Source organism: Pseudoxanthomonas indica (assembly GCF_900167565.1).
Taxonomy (GTDB): Bacteria; Pseudomonadota; Gammaproteobacteria; order Xanthomonadales; family Xanthomonadaceae; genus Pseudoxanthomonas_A; species Pseudoxanthomonas_A indica.
This window is the reverse complement of the sequence record NZ_FUZV01000001.1, coordinates 1641888-1659781: the sequence shown is the minus strand read 5'-3', so window position 1 is coordinate 1659781 and position 17894 is coordinate 1641888. Positions and strand designations below refer to the sequence as shown.

Below are 17894 nucleotides of genomic sequence, written 5' to 3'. Positions count from 1 at the left end.
CGGTGGCGTTTTCCCGTGCGGCGATTCTTTCGACCAGCGTATCGATCGCCGCCTCCATCGCGCGCGTAGTAGACGCCCCCCTCGAAAGATAGCCGATAGCCAAACCGTTCGTGCGTGGCCAAGCCGCCACTACGCAGCGGCAGTAGGCCGTAAGTCACCGCGCACATCGGCACTCCTTGGCCGCCACGCATTCGCCTCACCCTAGCCCCACCCGCCGCAGGCACGCTGCCGGCATACCGTTCATTGGCAGGCCGTCATGCAACTCGAGCTCCGCGACATCTGCAAGTCCTATGGCCACGGCGTGCAGGCGCTGGACCAGGTCAGCCTTACGATTCCGGTGGGGATGTACGGCCTGCTCGGCCCGAACGGGGCGGGCAAGTCCACATTGATGCGCATCCTGGCCACCTTGCAGGAAGCCGACAGCGGCAGCGCCACGCTGGGTGATCTGGATGTCCTCCATGACAAGGATGCGGTCCGCAGGACCCTGGGCTATCTGCCGCAGGAGTTCGGCGTGTATCCGCATGCCAGCGCCCAGGATCTGCTCGATTACTTCGCCGTGCTGGAAGGCCTGGGTGGGCGCGGTGAACGGCGCGAGGTGGTCGAGTCGCTGTTGCGGCAGGTGAACCTGTGGGAGGTACGCAAGCAGAAACTCGGCGGGTTCTCCGGCGGCATGCGGCAACGCTTCGGCATCGCCGTGGCCCTGCTGGGCAATCCGCAGCTGCTGATTGTCGACGAGCCCACCGCCGGGCTGGATCCGGCCGAGCGCGCGCGCTTCCTCAACCTGCTCAGTGAGCTCGGCGAAACCAGCGTGGTGATCCTGTCGACCCACATCGTCGAAGACGTCGCGGAACTGTGCACGCGGATGGCGATCATCAACCGTGGCCGGATCCTGCTGGAGGCCGAGCCGCAGCAGGCGATGGCCGGCCTCCGCGGACGTATCTGGCGGCGCGTCATCGCACGTGACGAACTGGCTGCCGTGCAGCGCGAGTACGCGGTGATCTCGACCACACTACTGGGCGGACGCACGGTGGTGCACATCTACGATCCCGCCTCGCCGGGCGCGGGCTTCGAGCAGGCCGAGCCCGATCTGACCGACGTCTACTTCAGCACCATGGCCGGACATATCGGTGCAGGCCGCGCCCGCCTGCCACCGGCCGATGCCGCATGAAGCTGGGCAGGATCGCCCGTTTCGAATTTGCCTACCAGCTGCGTCGACCGGCGTACTGGCTGTTCTTCGCGGTGCTGCTGTTCGTGGCCTGGAGCATCATCCAGGCCAATTACGTTCCCGATGCACGCGACGGCTGGCTGCTGCTGAACGCACCGCTGGTGATCGCATCGACCACCGTGGTCGCCGGCATGCTGTGGTTGTTCCTGGCCGCTTCGATTGCCGGCGAAGCGGCTTCGCGCGATATCAGTTCCGGCCTGCACCCGCTCAGCTACAGCGCGCCGGTTTCCCGGTTCCAGTATCTGACGGGGCGCTTCCTCGCGGCGTATGCGCTCAACGCGGGGCTGCTGTTGGCGGTGCCTGCCGGGATGCTGCTGGGCATGCACTGGCCCGACGTGGAGCCGGAGATCATCGGCCCGTGGCGACCGGTCGCCTTCCTGCTCGCCTACCTGTCGATCGCATTGCCGAACGCGTTCCTCGCCACGGCGGTGCAGTTCGCGCTCGTCGCGCTGAGTGGCCGCGCGGTCCTGGCCTATTTCGCCAGCCTGCTCCTGTTCCTCGCGACGATGGGCCTGTCCGTCTTCATGATGACGGTGCTCAAGCAACCCGACCTGGCGCGCCTGTTCGATCCGATCGGCATGATCGCCATCGTCAGCGGACTGTCCGACATCTGGACGACCCACGAGGTCAACACACGCCTGGTCGGGCTGCAGCCGCTCTGGCTCGGCAATCGCCTGCTCTGGTTGATCGTGGGCGTGACGGTGCTCGGCTTTACTTTCCGGCGCTTCCGGCTTGCCCATCCGGCGGAGCGGCGGCGCCGTGCAAAGCGCGCGAAACTCCGCGCTCCCGAACCGGATGACGCGCAAGCACCATCAGCGCGGCTGCCCATGATCTCCAAGGTGGCTGCGGCATCGCGGTTCGGCGCGCGGGCGCAATGGCGTCAGTTGTGCGCGGCGACTGCATTGTCGTTGCGCATGCTCGCCAAAGGCTGGACCGTGTTCGCGCCGCTGCTTGCCGGCGGGCTGCTGGTCTGCATCGCGATTGCGGCCAACATGGAATTCATGGGCGTGCCGTTGCTGCCACGCACCGAGCATGTGCTGGACTACCTCACCGCCGCGCTGGCCAATCCCGGCAACCGCCTGTGGATGGTGATTCCGCTGCTGACCGTCTTTTACGCCGGCGAACTGGTCTGGGGCGAGCGGGATGCGCGGATGGGCGAGATTACCGGTGCCATGCCCGTGCGCGAGTGGGTGTTCTTCGTGGCCCGCTTCCTGGCCCTGGCCGTACTCCTGCTGGCCTGGATGGTGGTGATCGGCCTGGCCACCGTGATCGCGCAAGCCGTATTGGGTTACCGGGACTTCGAGATCGGATTGCTGGCGAAGGCCCTGCTGGGTCTGCAGTGGCCCGAGTATCTGCTGTTCGCTCTGCTGGCGCTGGCGGTGCAGGCCATCGTCAACCAGAAGCAGATCGGCATGTTGCTGGTATTGGTGCTGTACGGGCTCATCGCCTTCGCGCCGATGCTCGGCATCGAACACAAGTTGCTGGTGTTCGGCGCCAGTCCGGCGTGGTCGTATTCGGACATCCGCGGATTCGGAAATTCGTTGGCGCCGTGGCTTGCGTTCAAGGCCTACTGGTTTTCCTGGGCGCTGCTGCTGGCCGTGTTGGCGCACTTGTTGTGGGTGCGCGGCCGCGAATCCGGCCTGCGGGCGCGTTGGCAGCTGGCCCGCACGCGGCTGACCCGGGCCACGGTCGTCACCGCGATGCTCGCTGGCGCGGCGGTGCTGGGTCTGGGGGCTTACATTCTCTACAACACCCACGTACTCAACACCTGGCAGTCACAGGCCGATCGGCTTGCGCGCGCGGCCGCCTATGAGCGCCAGTACGCGCGCTACGCCAAGCTCGCGCAACCGCGGTTGGCGGTGTCGACGATGCGCGTGGAGCTGCATCCGCAACGGCGAGTCGCCGACATCCGCGGCAGCTATCTGCTGAGCAACGCAGGCACGCAGGACATCGAGACGGTCCATGTGGCCATCTCCACCCGCGACGGCGTCGACACCCGCCGTGTGGAGTTTGATCGACCGGCCACGCGCGTGCGCGATGATGCGGTCCTGGGCCATCGCATCTACCGGCTCGCGCGTCCGCTGCGGCCAGGCGAGTCCATGCAGCTGCGCTACGAAGTGGTTTTCGCCCCACGCGGATTCGCCAATACGGGCGCCGACGCCTCCATCGTCGGCAACGGCAGCTGGGTGAACGCACAGGATGTCCTGCCGACCATCGGCTACCAGCCCGGGCGCGAATTGCGCGAGGCAGGCGATCGAAGGACGCAGGGCCTGCCAGCGCGTCCGCTAGTGCCTGACCTCGACGATGCGGCGGCGCGCACGGGCGCGGCCGACGAGACGGGGATGCAGTTCGAGGCCATTGTCGGCACCGACGGCGATCAGGTGGCGGTCGCGCCCGGCAACCTGCTCGGCAGCTGGCGCGAACACGGTCGTCGCTATTTCCACTACGCCAGCAAAGCGCCGATCGGGACGGATGTGCAGTTCTTCTCCGCACGCTACGCCGTGCATCGCCAACGCTGCCAAGGCGTGACGGTCGAGGTGTTCCATCACCCCGCGCACGACGGCATCGTGGCGGCCACCGCGCGCAGCGCCTGCGCCTCGCTCGCGCTGTACAGCCGGCTGTTCGGCGCCTATCCGTACGACTCGCTGCACATCGTTGAAAACCCGGAGCGCGACATCGGTGCGCATTCGGAGCCCGGGCAGGTGGATTACGGCGATGGCTTCGCCCTGCTTCATCCCGCGACCGACGAAGGTGGCCTGGACCTGGTGACGGCAGTAGTCGCGCACGAGGTGGCACACCAGTGGTGGGGCGGCCAACGCTTCCGTCCGGCGCGCGTGGAGGGCATCGGTCTGCTGATCGAGAGCATGGCGACGTACTCGGCGACCCAGGTGGTGGAAGACAGCCTGGGCGCGGAGCAGCTGCACGCCTACCTGTCGATGATGCGCGAGCAATACCAGGTGCCGCGCTCCCTGGCGATGCCGCCGCTGCTGCGCGCCAGCGAGCAGTTCCTCAACTATCGCAAGGGGCCGCTGGCCCTGTACGCCCTCAGCCAGTACATCGGTCGCGACAACGTCAACCGCGCGCTGCGCCGCTTGCTCGACGCACATCCTCCGGGTCGCACGCCACGGGCGACCACGCGCGATCTGTACCGTGAGCTGGAGGCGGTGACGCCGCAGCGTTACCGCGGCGTGTTGCACGACTTGTTTGCGATGAACGCCTATTGGGAGTTCTCGGCCACCCAGGCCAACGCCAGCAAGCGGGCTGATGGACGCTGGCAGATCACGCTGGAGGTAAAGGCGCGCAAGTTCATCGTCGACGAGCAGGGCGCGGAACAGCCGCAGCCGCTGGATGAATGGGTCGAGATTGGCGTCTATCCCGGCGCGGCGAAGCGGCAGGAAAACCGGCAGGTGATCGTGGGCTCGCCGCTTTATCTCGCAAAGCACCACATCACCCAGGCCCGCGAATCCATCACGATCGTGGTCCCGGGCGAGCCAGGCCATGCCGGCATCGATCCACGATCGCTGCTGGTCGAAATGCGTACACGTGACAATTTCGCGGACGTGGCCCGCTAGCAGGCGCGGGTCGCTAGTTCGCGCCGGCGGCTTGGCGAGCCGCCAGCCGGTATTCGAAGTCGTAGTCGTGCCGACCGTCGGTGATGGTGATCGTCATGGCGCCCTCCAGTCCGACCAGTTCGCCCGTGCCGGAACCGGGCACGACGGTCACCGTCCATTCCTGCGGCACACCCTGGCGCATCAGCGCACGATGGACGAAGGCAAAGCTGCCCTTGCGACCGTCCAGGCTCCCGGACACAATTTCCACCGCGACATAGGCGCCGTCCTGACGATCGGCGCTGCCGGCGGCCAGCATCTCGCCACCGCTGGTGGCGTCGAGCGCACCGCTGAACTGCTTGTCGATCGACAATCGCGACAGGCCGGATGCCGCCCTGGCCGGTGCGTTGTCGGGAGTTTGTGGTTGCACCTTGACGGTGAACGTGCCGCGCGCGTGATGGTTCATGGCGGTTCCTGGTGGCGGTGAAGTGGACGTGGCAGCCGGGGCCGTCTGCGCCAGGCCTTCAGCGGCGAGGCAAACGACGAGCACGCTGGCGAGGATCAGCACGGGCAGGCGGTTGAAGACACGAGTCATGGCGGTACTCCCGGTGGACAGGGGTATTCAAAGGCAGGTAGCCGCGCGATGCTAGGAAAAATGCGACAGCAGGGCCACCGCCGGTGACACGCGATCCGGGCCCGGCGCGTGGCGTCCTGCATGCCGACCCGTCGGCAGGCGCCTTCGAACACGCGCGCATCGCGCCTGCGCCGGAACTCGACGCCATCGTCGCGCATTACTGGCGGGTGCGCTGGCAGCTGCGCGGAGGGCTTGAACAGACGCGGCAGACCTTGCCGCATCCCAACGTGCACCTGGTCATCACCAACGGCGTCGCGACGGTGAGCGGCGTGCACACGGCGCGCTTCACCACCACGCTGCGTGGCGATGGCGAAGTGTTCGGGATCAAGTTCCGCGCCGGCGGCGTGCGCGCCACGCTCGGCATGCCGGTGTCGAAACTACGCGATCGCACGCTTCCGGCGCGCGAGGTATTGGGCGCGTGGGTCGACGAGTTGGTGGCGGTGTTGGCGCGCAGCCACGAGGACGCAGAACGGATCGCCGCGATCAACGCAGTACTGTTGGCGAATACGCGCGCGCCCTCCCAGGCCGGGCAGCGGGCAGGGATCATCCTCGATGCGATTGCCGGCGATGACACCCTGCTGCGCGTGGACGACGTGCTGAGCCGCTGGCCGATGCAGCGCCGCACGCTGGAGCGACTGTTCGACGACGAGGTCGGCGTCAGCCCGAAGTGGGTGATCCAGCGCTATCGCCTGCACGAGGCGCTGGCGCGCATGACCCGTGAGGCGCCCGTGGATTGGGCGCAGTTCGCCCAGGATCTAGGCTACTTCGACCAGGCGCATTTCATCCGCGATTTCCGCTCCCAGGTCGGCATGACGCCGAGCGCGTATCACCGGCGCCTGCAGCGCACCGACTGATTCCACCCGAACTCCTGATGCGCAGTCTGGGATCCTTGCGGACATCGAGTGGGCACAATCGCCTCATTGAAACGCCAGCGTGAGAACACGCAGCGCATTCTGCGTTCGCCGGTCGCTGAGGTTGCTGTAGAGCATCACGTCCTGCGAGCGGATGGGCGGCAGCGACAGCAGTCCGCTGACGTCGACGGCGCCGGGCGGCACCGCGCGCCGCGCCAGTACCGCCACCGCGAGGCCGGCCACCGCGGCGGCGCCCAGGATCGCGGCGCCCTTGCCGACAAAGACCTCATGCCATTCGATGCCAGCGCGATCCAGTGCGCGCACCGCCTCGCTGCGGATGCGGCATGACTCGCCCTGCGTCGCCAGCGGCAACGGCTGGCCGGCGCGCGCTTCCCAGCCGGTTGCCGCGAACCAGGAAAAAGGTTCCGCGAACACTTTCTTGCCGCGCTTGCCGCGATCCTCGGGGCGCAGCACCAGCGCCGCGTCCAGCTCGCCACGTTCCAGCGCCCGCATGAGCTCGCTGGTAGCGGCGACGCGAATCTCGACCATCAGCTTGGGATCATGGTCGCGCATCCGCCGCAGCAGCAGCGGCAGCTCGTTACCCAGCAACAGGTGGTTGATGCCAATTGCCAATCGGCGCTGCTCGGTTTCGAAGGCGGCGGCCGCGCGGTCGTGGGACGACACCAGCTCGCGCGCCACGCCGAGGAAGGTCTGCCCCTCCACCGACAGGCGGACATGCCGCGGCGTGCGTTCCAGTAGGCGGCGGCCGAGTTGTTCCTCCAGGCGCTGCAGCTTCAGGCTGACCGCGGACTGGGTGGTGCCCAACACGTCGGCGGCGCGGGTGAAGCTCTGCAAGTCTGCCGCCAGCAGGAACGCCCTGACCGCGTCCACGTCCATGGATTTCATCGGGATGGATTCGATTCTGCAATGACAGATATCTCTGTAGATGCATTTTTCCAATTAAGCAAGCGGTCTACGATGGGCGGGTCGACCCCACGCAAGGAACCCATGCCATGAATCTACTGACCGGCGCACTGGTCGCCATGCTGGGAGGCATGGCCGCGGGTGACGCGCAGCCCACGCGCGCATTTCCGCTGCAAGGCACCTGGACCCTGGTGGCTGCGGACAAGATCCTGCCCGGCGGCGAACGGACCCGCGACTACGGCGAGCATCCGAAGGGCAGGCTGGTCATCGATGGCCAGGGCCGGTACTCACTGCAGATCTTCAAGTCCGAACGCCTGCGTTTTGCCGGAGACAGCAAGCCCGATGGCAGCGCCGAGGAACTCAAGTCCGCGGTGATGGGAAGCAGCACGCACTATGGGACCGTGGCGATCGACGAACGGGCAACCGCGCTGGTGTTCTCGATTGAAGGCTCATCCTTCCCGAACTGGGAAGGTACGACCCAGCGGCGCCAGTACCGACTGGACGGCGCCGAGTTGCAGTACGAGGTGCCGCCGCGCGCGGATGGCAGCATCCCGGTTTCCGTGTGGCGACGGCTGGATTAGGTGCCGCAGTCCTCCGGCGGGGGGAGCATGGCACCGGCGAACGTGCCCCGATGCGGTCGCCATCGGGTGGGTTCGACTGCCGCCTAAGGCGTGGACTCGACGCGTTTCAAGTCCGTCCAATACGGCCACATCATCATGCTGGTCGAAGTCTTGCGCCAGGCGACGATTTCGCCGTCGAGACGGTCGCCGCGCCGCTTCAATGACAGCGCCAGTTGATTGAGTTGATCGCGACGCGTATCGGGGCTGCCGATGTCGCCATGGGTGTCGCCGGAGAGCAGGCCATCGACCAGGCCCAGATCGGTGATGACCTGTGCGGGTCCGTCGCCGACGCTCAGCGTGCCCGTGCCGTCATCGCCGATCGCCAGCACCACGGGCACCTGCCTGCCCTGGGCAAGCAGGCTGCCGCGCCACTGGCCGCGGTAGTCCTGCGCCGGCTGCAGCGGCTGCAAGCTCGGCGTGGGCGGCGAGGGCACCGTCTTCCAATCGGCCACCACCGTCTTCAACAGGCGATCGCGCACACCGGCGATGAAGCCCGGCGGACCGCGTCGATTGCTCAACACAATCGCGGCAACGCCGGCTGACGGCACCAGCACGAACTCCGCGGTGACGCCCGACTGCCCACCGCGATGATGCAGGATGCCGAGTTGCCCTGGCGCGTTGTACACCTCCCAGCCCAGCGCGTAATGGAAGCCTGGCGCTACTTCGGTGGCAGGACGATGCAGCTCGTCCAGGCGCGCCTGATCAAGAATCCTCGCCGAAGATTCCAGACCTTTTCCGCCCAAGTGCAGCATGGCAAAGCGCGCCAGATCATGCGCGCTGGCATACAGCTCGCCCGAACCCGGGGTGGCGGTGAGGTAGAACGGCAGCGGCGTGCCGTCGTCGGCATAGCGCACGGCCATCTCCTTGCGCCGGCTCAGATCGGTGTCGAAGAAGCTGTCGCGCATGCCGAGCGGCTGCAGCACGCGTTCGCGCAGGAACTGGCCGTATTCCTGCTGCGATTGCCGCGCCACGACTTCCGCCAGGATGCCCATGCCCAGGTTCGAGTATTCATAGCGTTCGCCGACCGGCGCCACCAGGTGTCCGTAGTCGCGCACCAGCCCGGCGATGCTTGGTTGCTTGGCCTTGCCGCCTTCCGGATACATGCCGAACAGGGTCGGCAGGCCGGCCGAGTGCGAGGCGATGCGCCGCAGCGTGGCTTCGCTCGAAGGGCCGTGGGCATCGACGATCTTTTCTTCGCCCAGGTAATCATTGGCCGGACGATCCAGGTCCAGCGTGCCATCGGCCGCCAGCAACATCATCGCCGTGGTGGTGAAGGGCTTGGTGGTGGAGGCAATCGAGAAGGCGGTGCGTTCGGTCGCGCGCCGGTCAGCGCGCTGGTCTGCCCAGCCGAAGCCCTGCTCCCAGACAATCTTTCCGTCCTTGACCAATGCCACGGAAACACCGGTGAGCTCGCCAGCAGCGATGCGCGCCTCGATGTCGGCCTGTATCGCGGCGTAGGGTGTTGCAGGCTTTGAATCGCTGGCGAGCGCGACGGGTGCAATCAGCAGCGCGCTGAACAGGATGCAGAGCAGGCGAAGCGTTCGGGCTGTGGTCATCGACACATTCTTCCGGAAGACGTAGTGATGGGATGCGAAGAACCGGTGGAGGGTTTAGTAAAAATGGAAAGGCCCTTCGAGCAGGGCCTTGGGGTGTTCTTGATCTGGACTTCGTTGTTGCCCCCACCCCAACCCTCCCCCGCTTGCGGGGGAGGGAGTAGAGAATGATCTCCCCCGCTTGCGGGGGAGGGAGTAGAGGAGGATCGCTCCCCGCAACTTAGAAGTCGTACTGCACCATGAAACGGAACGAGCGCGGCGCCTGGAACGACAAGGGCAGCATGTAGGTATCCAACGGGATGCCGGTATCCACGTCTTCGGCCGTTTCGTTGACCGAGGTGACCTTCTGCTCATTGAAGACGTTGAACACGTCCACCTTGAACTGCAGTCCCTTGGCCCACAGCGGCGCGTAACGCAGGTTCAGATCCAGGTTGCGCGTCCACGGCAGGCGACCCTTGGTGCCGCGCGGGAATTCCTGCACGTTGTTGGTCGGTTCGCCGTCCGGGCCCAAGGCCTGGCCCGCTTCGGTGGTACCGCAACGCATGAAGGACGAACCATAGGGATGGAAGCCCGACTGGCTCGGCCACGGTGCATACACGCCGAAGCAGTTGAGCGGGCGGCCGGACTGCACGATCAGGTTGGCGCCGAGTGACCATTCCTCGCTGAACTCGTAGTTGCCGAACAACTTCAGGCTGTGCCGGCGATCATTGGGCAGGTAGCCGTAGGTGTTCTCGGTCAGTTCGAGGTAGTCGAAGTCCTGCGTGGTGTTGGTATTGGCCTGGCCAATGTCCGACTTCACGCCGCCCTCGGTGTTGCCCTTGCTCTTGCCGTAGGTATACGAACCCTGGAAGAAGAAGTTGTCCCAGCTGCCATCCATGAACAGCTCGATGGCGCTGTAGGTGCGCTTGGCCTTGGGCGACAGGCGCGCGCCGTCCACGTGCACGGCGGTCAGGTTGCCGTCGCCGTACAGGTCGGTCATGAACACCGCGTCTTCGCCCGGATTGAAGATGCGGCAATACGGGAAGCCGGCGCCCGGCAATTCGGCGAAACGGCCGGCTTGGTCACGCCAGGCGCCGTTGGGCAACTGGGTGAAGCCAGCCGAGTCCATGATCGCGGTGTAGTCGCAGTTGTCGTCGATCGCCGCCTTCAGATCGCGGTAGATCGCGCGCACGCCCAGGTTGACGTGATCGCTGAGCGCGGCCTGGAAACCCAGGATGTACTCGTCCTGGTACATCGGATCCAGATCCTTGGCGGCGATGGTCTGCGGATTCTTCGGCTCGCCGAACTCGCCGTTGATGTAGGTCAGGTTGTTGATCGGGGTCAGGCCCAAGGGCGCCCCGCTGACCGGATCCACGCCGGTGAAGCGGAAGTTCTGCCGGGTGAACACCGACGCCGAAGCGCCGCGGGTGGCCACGTCGGCGGTCAACGGCAGCGCGTAGCGGCCGGCGTTGCCGAACAGCTTGAAGGTGGAGTCGCCGTTGATGTCCCACGAGAAGCCCAGGCGCGGACCCAGCTGGTTCTCGACCTTGACGAAGCTGTTGCCGAAGCCGTCGCGGTTGTCGAACGTATCCCAGCGCAAGCCCAGATAGGCCATGAAGTTGTCGGTGACGTTCCAGTTGTCCTGGATGTAGAAGGCGCGCTGCTTGATCTCGTTGGACGAGCCCTGGTTGACGATCTGCTCGCGCACCAGGTCGTATTCGTCACCGGTGTTGGGCAAGGTGTCGTCGCCGTTGCTGGTGGCATAGCGCCACACGCGGCCGCCTTCCGTGGAAGTACCGGCGATGGATTCGAAGTTGTCCAGATCCAGGCCGAACTGCAGACGATGATCGGCCAGCTGCCATTCGGCATCCAGGCGGAACTGGTGGCGGGTGTCCTCGTTGTTGAAGCCCTGGATGGCGCCGCCGGTGATGTTGCAGGTGCTCACATAGGGCAGGCCACCGCTGGTGAGGTCACGCCGGTATTGCGGACGGATGTCGGCAATGATCGGGCAGCCGGTGGCGGGATTGTTGAGGTCGCCGTTGTAGCGCACGTCCAGCCCGGCCGCCGTGCGCAGGTGCTGCGAGCGCGAGGACTTGCCGATGCCGCCGAGCGCCGACAGGGTGAAGTTGTCGGTCAGGTAGCCGGTGTATTTGAGGATGTAGTTGTCGCCGCCGGACTCCTGGAAGTTGGTGCCGATGAAGCGCGTGCGATCCAGCCGGCCCAGGGTGTTGCCGTACACGTCGGTCTCGGTGTCCTGCTTGTCGGAGATGCCGGTGAATTCCAGCAGGTGGTTGTCCGACAGCTGCCAGTCCAGCTTGACCACCCAGTTGGGCGTGTCCGCCTTTGCGCTGGTGTTGGTGCTGTTGACCACGCTGTTCCAGGTATCGCTTTCCTCACGCCGGTACTGCACCAGGCCGTAGGCGAACAGGCGATCCTTGATCAACGCGCCGCTGGCCCAGACCGAGGCAGTGGCCTGCCATTCCTTGTCCTTGCTGTTGTCCTGGCGGATCTGGCCCAGCGTGTCGGGCACCAGCGGATTGGAGTAGTAGGTGTTCAGGGTTTCTTCGCGCAGTGATTCCGGCTCGTAGAAGATATTGGCGCCGGCATGGAACTCGTTACCGCCGCGCTTGGTGATCTGGTTGATCACGCCGCCCAGCGAACGACCGAACTCGGCGCCGTAGCCACCGGTCTTCACCTGCTGCTCGGCGATCGCCTCGAACGGCACCTGGGTGAAGTTCAAGCCGCGGAAGGTGTTGGTGATGTTGAAACCGTTGACGAAGTACTGGTTCTCCGCCACCGACGAACCACCGAACGAAGCCAGGTTGCCGAACGCCGCGTCACCGCGCACCGTGCCCGGCGCCAGCAGCGCCACGCTGGTGGCATCGCGACCGACCGGGATCTTGGCAATCTGCTCGGCGGTCAGGATGGTGGTGGATTCCACCGACGACACGTCGATCGGATTGACCGCACTGGAACCGACCACCGTCACCGAGTCCAGTGTGGTCGCGCCGCCCTGGCTGGTGGTGAAGTCGGCATTGCTGGCCGTGCCCACGTTGACACTGACATTGCGGCTGCCGCCGGCGCCGGTGGTCACCGTGTACTGGCCGGTGGGCAGCGCGGAGAAGCGATAGCTGCCGTCGGCGCCCACGGTCACGCTGCGGGTCAGGCCGGTGGCCGGATTGGTGATGGTGACGGTTTCACCAGCGGCCGCGCGGCCACTGATGGCGCCGGAGGTATTCGACTGCGCGTAGGCGCCGCCGACGAAGCACACGCCCAAGGCGGTACTCAGTGCGGTGCGTTTCAGCCCCCCTACCACGCGTTGCATGTTTCGGTTGATGCTCACTCTGGGTCTCTCCTGAAGATCAAAGAACACGATCACGCGGTGGTCGCGTGACGCGGAAGATCAGGTGCCGGTATCCCCCACGCCTGATGCGACGAGGCTAACGATCCGTTTACGTTTGATATGTGCGGAAGTTGAGCATTGCGTCGACGCGCAACACAGCGAAGGCAATTCCTGCACAGCATTTGCGCGAGCGATGCACAACTTTGGCGGCGACATGCGGGCAGTATGGATTTCGCCGGAACGTTGCTCTCTCTCCGAACTGGCGCAGGAAGGCCACGATTTCGATCGTGGCCTTTCTGTTTGTGCCACCGCTTCGCTGCGGATTGGCTTGCTTGCTCATCGCGCAATTGGCTCTCGGCGCGGCGCGCATTGGCCCCTAGGGTGCAAAGCAGGCAGAGAGAGACACCCAATGACCGATGTCGTCCAGCACCGGCTGCGCCCGTTTGGCCAGCTGGATCTGCAGCACGAATCCACCCACGCACTGCATGTGGTGCTCGCGCAGGGGCGCGGCACGTCCGTGTCCGTGCCAGCGCACTGGATGAGCCTGGGTTGGGCCATCCGCAGTCGCCTCTGGTGGCAGTCCGGCGGCAGGGAATGGGCGCTGGAGCCGGGTCGCTGCCAGTTGTGGGGCAATGGCGCGCTGCAATGCCGGGCAGCGGAGTCGAATGGCTGGCTGCTCATCGCCGGCCCGCGCGAGGTGTGGCCGCAAGCCCAGCCGCGCGAGCCCGAGCAGATGCTGTTGCTGCCGTGGCAGGGGCGGATTTCCCGTGATCTGGCGCGCGCCATGATTGCCGTGGTGCGCAGTCACGAAAGCGGCCCGGCCACGTTGGACGTCGCGCCTGCATTGATGGCGGGCATCGCGCGTCGGCAAGCCGCGCTGCACGGCTTGCTGGAACGTTGCGCCGGCCGCACCCGCCATCTGCGCCACCAGACCATGAGCCGGCTGCTACGCGTGCGCCATGCCATCGTCTGCGATCCCGGCCTGCGCCAGGATCTGGATCAGCTCGCCACCCTCGCCAACTATTCGCCCTGCCATCTGCTGCGCATGCATCGCCGGGTCTTCGGCGAAACCCCGTTCGAGTACGCCGCACGGCTGCGCGATCGGCGCGCGCTGGAGCTGCTGGGCGGCACCGATCTGTCCATCCTCGACATCTCGCTGCGGCTGGGCTTTGAGAGCCAGAGTGCGTTCTGTCGCGCGTTCAAGCTCACCTTTGGCGCGACCCCCACCGATATCCGCCGGCATGCGCTGCAACGCCCGCAGCGGGCGGCGTGATTCAACACCACACCCTCCACCACACAGGCAGACAACGATGAGCAGCCATGACGCCAACGTATCGACAGGGGCGCGGGTCGCGCTGGGGACGCTGGTCACCGGCCTGGCCGATCTGGTGTTCGCGATGGGCTTCTGGTGGGTCAGCCATCAGGTTCCGCCGCTGCGCATCCTGCAATCCATCGGCGCGGGCTGGCTGGGTGAAGCCAGCTTTGCCGGCGGTGCACGCAGCGCCGCGCTCGGCGCGGTATCGCACTTCGCGATCATCCTGCTGTTCATCCTTGCCTATCGTCAGGCCGCGCGCTACAGCGTGCTTCTGCGTACTCGCCCCAACAGCGCTGGCGCCATCTACGGCCTGTGCCTGTACCTGCTGATGAACTTCGTGGTGTTGCCGCTGTCTGCCGCGGGCATGGCCAGCTTCAAGGACCTGGCATGGGTGATCAGCAGCATCGTCATGCACGCCGTCATCGGCGTGCTATGCGCGCATTACGCCCTGGCGGGCAGGCCCCCGGCCGGCAAACGCGCGAGCAGTGCGGCGGGAATGCCCACCAACAGCGCGTAGGCGAGCACGCACAGTGCATGCCAGATCAGCGGATGCGGTGCGGGATTGGCGGCGCTGACATGCGGCACCAGCACCAGGAAGATCAGCAGGTACATCAGCGCCCCGTAGAGCGCGCCTGCCGTGATCGGGCGCGCCAGCAACAGCGGCAAGCGCCGCGCCAGCACCCGGTACAAGCCCATCACCCCGCACAGCACGGCGGTATACAGCAGGCCACCGAACACAACCGTGGCATCGCCACCGAAATACGCCGAACGCCCCATCACCCAGGTGGCGATCGACTGGAACACCCGCTCCGCCGGCACGCCCTGCGCGCCAAACCAGGCCACCGCCACGCCCAGGTCCAGCAGCGCCGCGCCGGTGGCGAGCAGGACCAGCCAGAACAGCATCGGCAGCGCAGGTGACAGCGGCAGGGATGGGCTACGAACAGGCATGGAGTCGCACTCTGTGGCAATTTGGCCCTATCTGAAACAATGCAAATGGCCCTATCAAGGGCCAATCCGGCTGGTTCCAATAGGGCCATTACAGGAGACCCGGATGCTGACCCAACTTCAACTGGATGGAAACGGCCCGTTGCACGCGCAACTGACCCGCGCGCTCAAGCAGGCGCTGGAGTCAGGCCAACTCGGGCAGGGCAGCCGCCTGCCGCCCACCCGCTTCATGTCCGAACAGATGGGTCTGTCACGCAACACGGTGCTGGCCGCCTACGAACAACTGCGCACCGAAGGCTATATCGATGGCCGCGTGGGATCGGGCAGCTACGTCACCGCGCCCACGCGGCGGCCGGCAGAACCCGCGCCGGCCACCCGCCTGCCCGCGCCCAACACCTTCGTCGCGCGCACGCGCCAGCACCTGGATCACCAGAACCTGCCCGGCAAGGCGATTCCCGGCGTGCGCTTCTCGCTGCAGTACGGATCGCCGTACACCAATCCCGCCCTGACCACCGCCTGGGCGCGCGAGCTGAGCCACGCTGCCCTGTACACCTCGCCCAACTATTCCTGGGCGCAGGGCCTGCCCGAACTGCGCCAGGCGATCAGCGAGTACGTGCTGCGCCGTGGCGTCGAGGCCAGCCCGGACGACGTATTGATTGTCGCCGGCACCCAGCAGGCCATGTCGCTGTGCGCACGGGTGCTGATGGAAGCTGGCGACCCGGTGGCGATTGAAGAGCCGCAGTACTACGCCACCCGCTCGATCATGCTCGCCTACGGCGCGCATCTGCAGCCGGTGCCGGTGGATGAGGAAGGGCTGCAGGTCGATGCGCTGCCAGACGTGTCCTCGCTCGGGCAGGCCCCGCGCCTCATCTGCACCACGCCTTCGCATCAGTTTCCCTACGGCGGCACCATGCCCGAGGCGCGCCGCGCCGCCCTGCTCGAGTACGCACATCGGCATGGCAGCTGGGTGATTGAAGACGACTACGACGGAGAAATCCGCTACGACGCACGCCCCCTCTCCTCGCTCAAGTCGCAGGACCGCCACGACCGCGTGATCTACGTGGGCACCTTTTCCAAGATGCTGTTCCCCTCGATGCGGCTGGGTTTCATGGTGGTGCCGCGCGGCTTGCGCAAGGACTTCGTGGCGGCCAAGTGGATGGAAGACTTCGGCGCCTCGGCCATCGACCAGGCCGCGCTGGCCAACTTCATGAAGTCAGGCGCCTTCGACCGCCACCTGCGGCGATCCCTGGTCGCCCTGCGCGAACGACGCGACGCCCTGCTGGAAGGCCTGCGGCAGATGAGCAACGGACGGCTGGAATTCCGCGACTCGCAGGCCGGCATGCATATCCCGGTCTGGCTCAAGCACCGCAGCCGCGAGGAAGGCAGGCAGTTCATCGAACGCGCCAGGGGCATGGGCCTAGGGCTGTACTCCCTCTCGCCGTATTACCTGGACCCGCCGGACAGGGCGGGGTTGATTCTGGGGTATGCGGGGTTGCCGGTTAGGGATATTGAGTTGGCGTTGGAGGTTTTGCGGAGGTGTTTGGAGGTGGAGTATTCGGCGCGGGCGCATTGAGCGTGTCGACCCGCCTCGTGCTTAGCAGTCGCGCCTAGATTACGTCGATTACTGGTACATCAGGCAACGCCCAATCCAAGGTACGAAGATCGGCTGGAGAACACCACATCACTTCCGAATGCGCGGATAGAACGACCACTTCAGATTGCGCAACGCAACGGAAGCACTGCAAGTGAATCCTTACGTCTCCAATGACAGTCGCGAAGGTTCCGATGTCCTGTTGCACCGAAATCTCTAGGCTCAACTCTTCACGAATTTCGCGCTGAAGAGCATCTTGCGGCGACTCGCCCTTCTCGACCTTCCCCCCAGGAAATTCCCACTTAAGGCCGGAGGGTCCGCCTGGCAGCCGCTTTGCAGCTAGAATCTTGTTGCTGAATTGAATCACAGCGGCAACGACGTGCAGGTCCCTAATGGGAGAAGGACATGCAGTATTGGTGGGTAAACCAGAATCAGACATACAAGCACGAAGTAAGGGGCGGATATCTGTGGTCACCAAAGACCAAAGCCAATGGAGGACAGAACCGTTTCTACCATGCAATGACAGAAGTCGCATCAGGCGATGTCATCTTCTCGTTTGCTGACACCCTCATCAAGGCAATTGGAATTGCCAGTGGCCCGAGTGAGTCAGCGCCAAAACCAAGCGAGTTCAAAAGCGCGGGTGCGAATTGGGCCAAAGACGGGTGGTACGTACCAGTTGAGTTTACGACGCTGGAGAACACCATTCGACCCAAGGACCACGTTGACCGCCTAAAGCCTGTGCTGCCAGCGAAGTACTCACCGTTGCAAGAAAATGGGAACGGCAACCAGGGCGTTTATCTGACCCCGGTACCCGAAGGCATGGCGCAGGTCTTGATTGCGCTGTTAGAGGGCCAGGTGGAGAAGATACTTGCGAAGGCGAGTAATACGTCTGCTGCCGATGACACCACGGCCATAGCGAAGGTACTTAGCGACGACGGATTGAAAGTGACGCAGCGCACGCAGCTTATTCAAGCGCGCATGGGGCAGGGGTTGTTTCGTTCGCGAGTTACAGAGATTGAGTCGAGGTGCAGAGTCACTGGTATCGCTGATGTCCGCTTCCTGATAGCGAGCCATATCAAGCCGTGGTCGCGAAGCAGCAACGTCGAGAGGTTGGATGGGAGCAACGGACTTCTTCTCGCACCGCACATTGATCGACTGTTTGACAATGGATTCATAACTTTCGTAGAGGATGGAGAGCTGCGGGTTAGCGAGCGGCTTCCGCCTGAAGTGCAAGCGGCTTGGGACCTGGAGTCCAAAGTCGCGCCGATGCCTCTGAGTGCTCAGCAAGAGGCGTATATGGCATACCACCGCGCAGAGGTCTTCCTAGGGTAGTGCTAGAGGTGTTGGCGTCTTGCCTTGCAAGGCA

At 65.2% G+C, this 17894-nt stretch carries 15 protein-coding genes; 8 read left to right on the top strand and 7 right to left on the bottom strand.

Annotated elements, in window-relative coordinates; translation table 11 throughout:
* The first annotated feature begins 256 nt into the window (after positions 1-256).
* Together B5X78_RS07785 and B5X78_RS07780 are read left to right on the top strand one after the other, a co-directional pair.
* Positions 257-1168 carry an ABC transporter ATP-binding protein gene (locus B5X78_RS07785; protein WP_079723851.1) on the top strand — a complete coding sequence of 304 codons (912 nt, stop codon included), beginning with the start codon at positions 257-259 and terminating at the stop codon, positions 1166-1168.
* Positions 1165-4797, top strand: a complete 3633-nt coding sequence (locus B5X78_RS07780; protein ID WP_079723850.1) for an ABC transporter permease/M1 family aminopeptidase — start codon at positions 1165-1167, stop codon at positions 4795-4797. The genes B5X78_RS07785 and B5X78_RS07780 overlap by 4 nt, the downstream gene beginning before the upstream one ends.
* A 13-nt stretch (positions 4798-4810) precedes the next feature.
* On the opposite strand, the gene B5X78_RS07775 is transcribed toward B5X78_RS07780, so the two are convergent.
* Complete coding sequence (locus tag B5X78_RS07775) at positions 4811-5368, bottom strand: DUF3224 domain-containing protein (RefSeq protein ID WP_229730871.1); 558 nt, start codon at positions 5366-5368, stop codon at positions 4811-4813.
* Positions 5369-5451: 83 nt separating this feature from the next.
* Between B5X78_RS07775 and B5X78_RS07770 the strand changes: the two genes are divergently transcribed.
* Positions 5452-6261 carry an AraC family transcriptional regulator gene (locus B5X78_RS07770; RefSeq protein WP_079723848.1) on the top strand — a complete coding sequence of 270 codons (810 nt, stop codon included), beginning with the start codon at positions 5452-5454 and terminating at the stop codon, positions 6259-6261.
* A 63-nt stretch (positions 6262-6324) separates the two neighbouring features.
* Here B5X78_RS07770 and B5X78_RS07765 read toward each other — a convergent pair whose 3' ends face one another.
* On the bottom strand, positions 6325-7155 hold the full coding sequence (locus B5X78_RS07765) for a LysR family transcriptional regulator (RefSeq protein ID WP_229730869.1): 831 nt from the start codon (positions 7153-7155) through the stop codon (positions 6325-6327).
* A 116-nt stretch (positions 7156-7271) separates the two neighbouring features.
* On the opposite strand from B5X78_RS07765, the gene B5X78_RS07760 reads away from it, so the two are divergent.
* Positions 7272-7763, top strand: coding sequence for a lipocalin-like domain-containing protein (locus B5X78_RS07760; protein WP_079723846.1), 492 nt, complete (start codon positions 7272-7274; stop codon positions 7761-7763).
* An 83-nt stretch (positions 7764-7846) separates the two neighbouring features.
* Here the strand turns inward: B5X78_RS07760 and B5X78_RS07755 are convergent, their stop codons facing one another.
* The 3 genes from B5X78_RS07755 to B5X78_RS18615 form a co-directional block, all read right to left on the bottom strand.
* Positions 7847-9358 carry a serine hydrolase domain-containing protein gene (locus B5X78_RS07755; RefSeq protein WP_079723845.1) on the bottom strand — a complete coding sequence of 504 codons (1512 nt, stop codon included), beginning with the start codon at positions 9356-9358 and terminating at the stop codon, positions 7847-7849.
* Positions 9359-9575: 217 nt separating this feature from the next.
* Positions 9576-12677, bottom strand: a complete 3102-nt coding sequence (locus B5X78_RS07750; RefSeq protein WP_079723844.1) for a TonB-dependent receptor — start codon at positions 12675-12677, stop codon at positions 9576-9578.
* Positions 12678-12786: 109 nt separating this feature from the next.
* A complete protein-coding gene (locus B5X78_RS18615; protein ID WP_176140798.1) occupies positions 12787-13017 on the bottom strand; it encodes a hypothetical protein in 231 nt (76 codons plus the stop codon).
* Positions 13018-13086: 69 nt separating this feature from the next.
* Between B5X78_RS18615 and B5X78_RS07745 the strand changes: the two genes are divergently transcribed.
* On the top strand, positions 13087-13950 hold the full coding sequence (locus B5X78_RS07745; RefSeq protein WP_176140797.1) for a helix-turn-helix transcriptional regulator: 864 nt from the start codon (positions 13087-13089) through the stop codon (positions 13948-13950).
* A 37-nt stretch (positions 13951-13987) separates the two neighbouring features.
* Complete coding sequence (locus tag B5X78_RS07740) at positions 13988-14509, top strand: hypothetical protein (RefSeq protein WP_079723842.1); 522 nt, start codon at positions 13988-13990, stop codon at positions 14507-14509.
* Here B5X78_RS07740 and B5X78_RS07735 read toward each other — a convergent pair.
* Entirely contained in the window at positions 14434-14940 is a 507-nt protein-coding gene (locus B5X78_RS07735; protein WP_139381453.1) for a hypothetical protein, read from the bottom strand. The genes B5X78_RS07740 and B5X78_RS07735 overlap by 76 nt on opposite strands.
* A 103-nt stretch (positions 14941-15043) precedes the next feature.
* Between B5X78_RS07735 and pdxR the strand changes: the two genes are divergently transcribed.
* On the top strand, positions 15044-16510 hold the full coding sequence (gene pdxR, locus B5X78_RS07730) for a MocR-like pyridoxine biosynthesis transcription factor PdxR (RefSeq protein ID WP_079723840.1): 1467 nt from the start codon (positions 15044-15046) through the stop codon (positions 16508-16510).
* A gap of 34 nt (positions 16511-16544) precedes the next feature.
* Here the strand turns inward: pdxR and B5X78_RS18880 are convergent, their stop codons facing one another.
* On the bottom strand, positions 16545-16967 hold the full coding sequence (locus tag B5X78_RS18880; RefSeq protein WP_079724469.1) for a (deoxy)nucleoside triphosphate pyrophosphohydrolase: 423 nt from the start codon (positions 16965-16967) through the stop codon (positions 16545-16547).
* Here B5X78_RS18880 and B5X78_RS07720 point away from each other — a divergent pair.
* Positions 16934-17860: an HNH endonuclease gene (locus B5X78_RS07720; protein ID WP_079723839.1), complete on the top strand. Its 927-nt coding sequence runs from the start codon at positions 16934-16936 to the stop codon at positions 17858-17860. The genes B5X78_RS18880 and B5X78_RS07720 overlap by 34 nt on opposite strands.
* Positions 17861-17894: the final 34 nt, after the last annotated feature.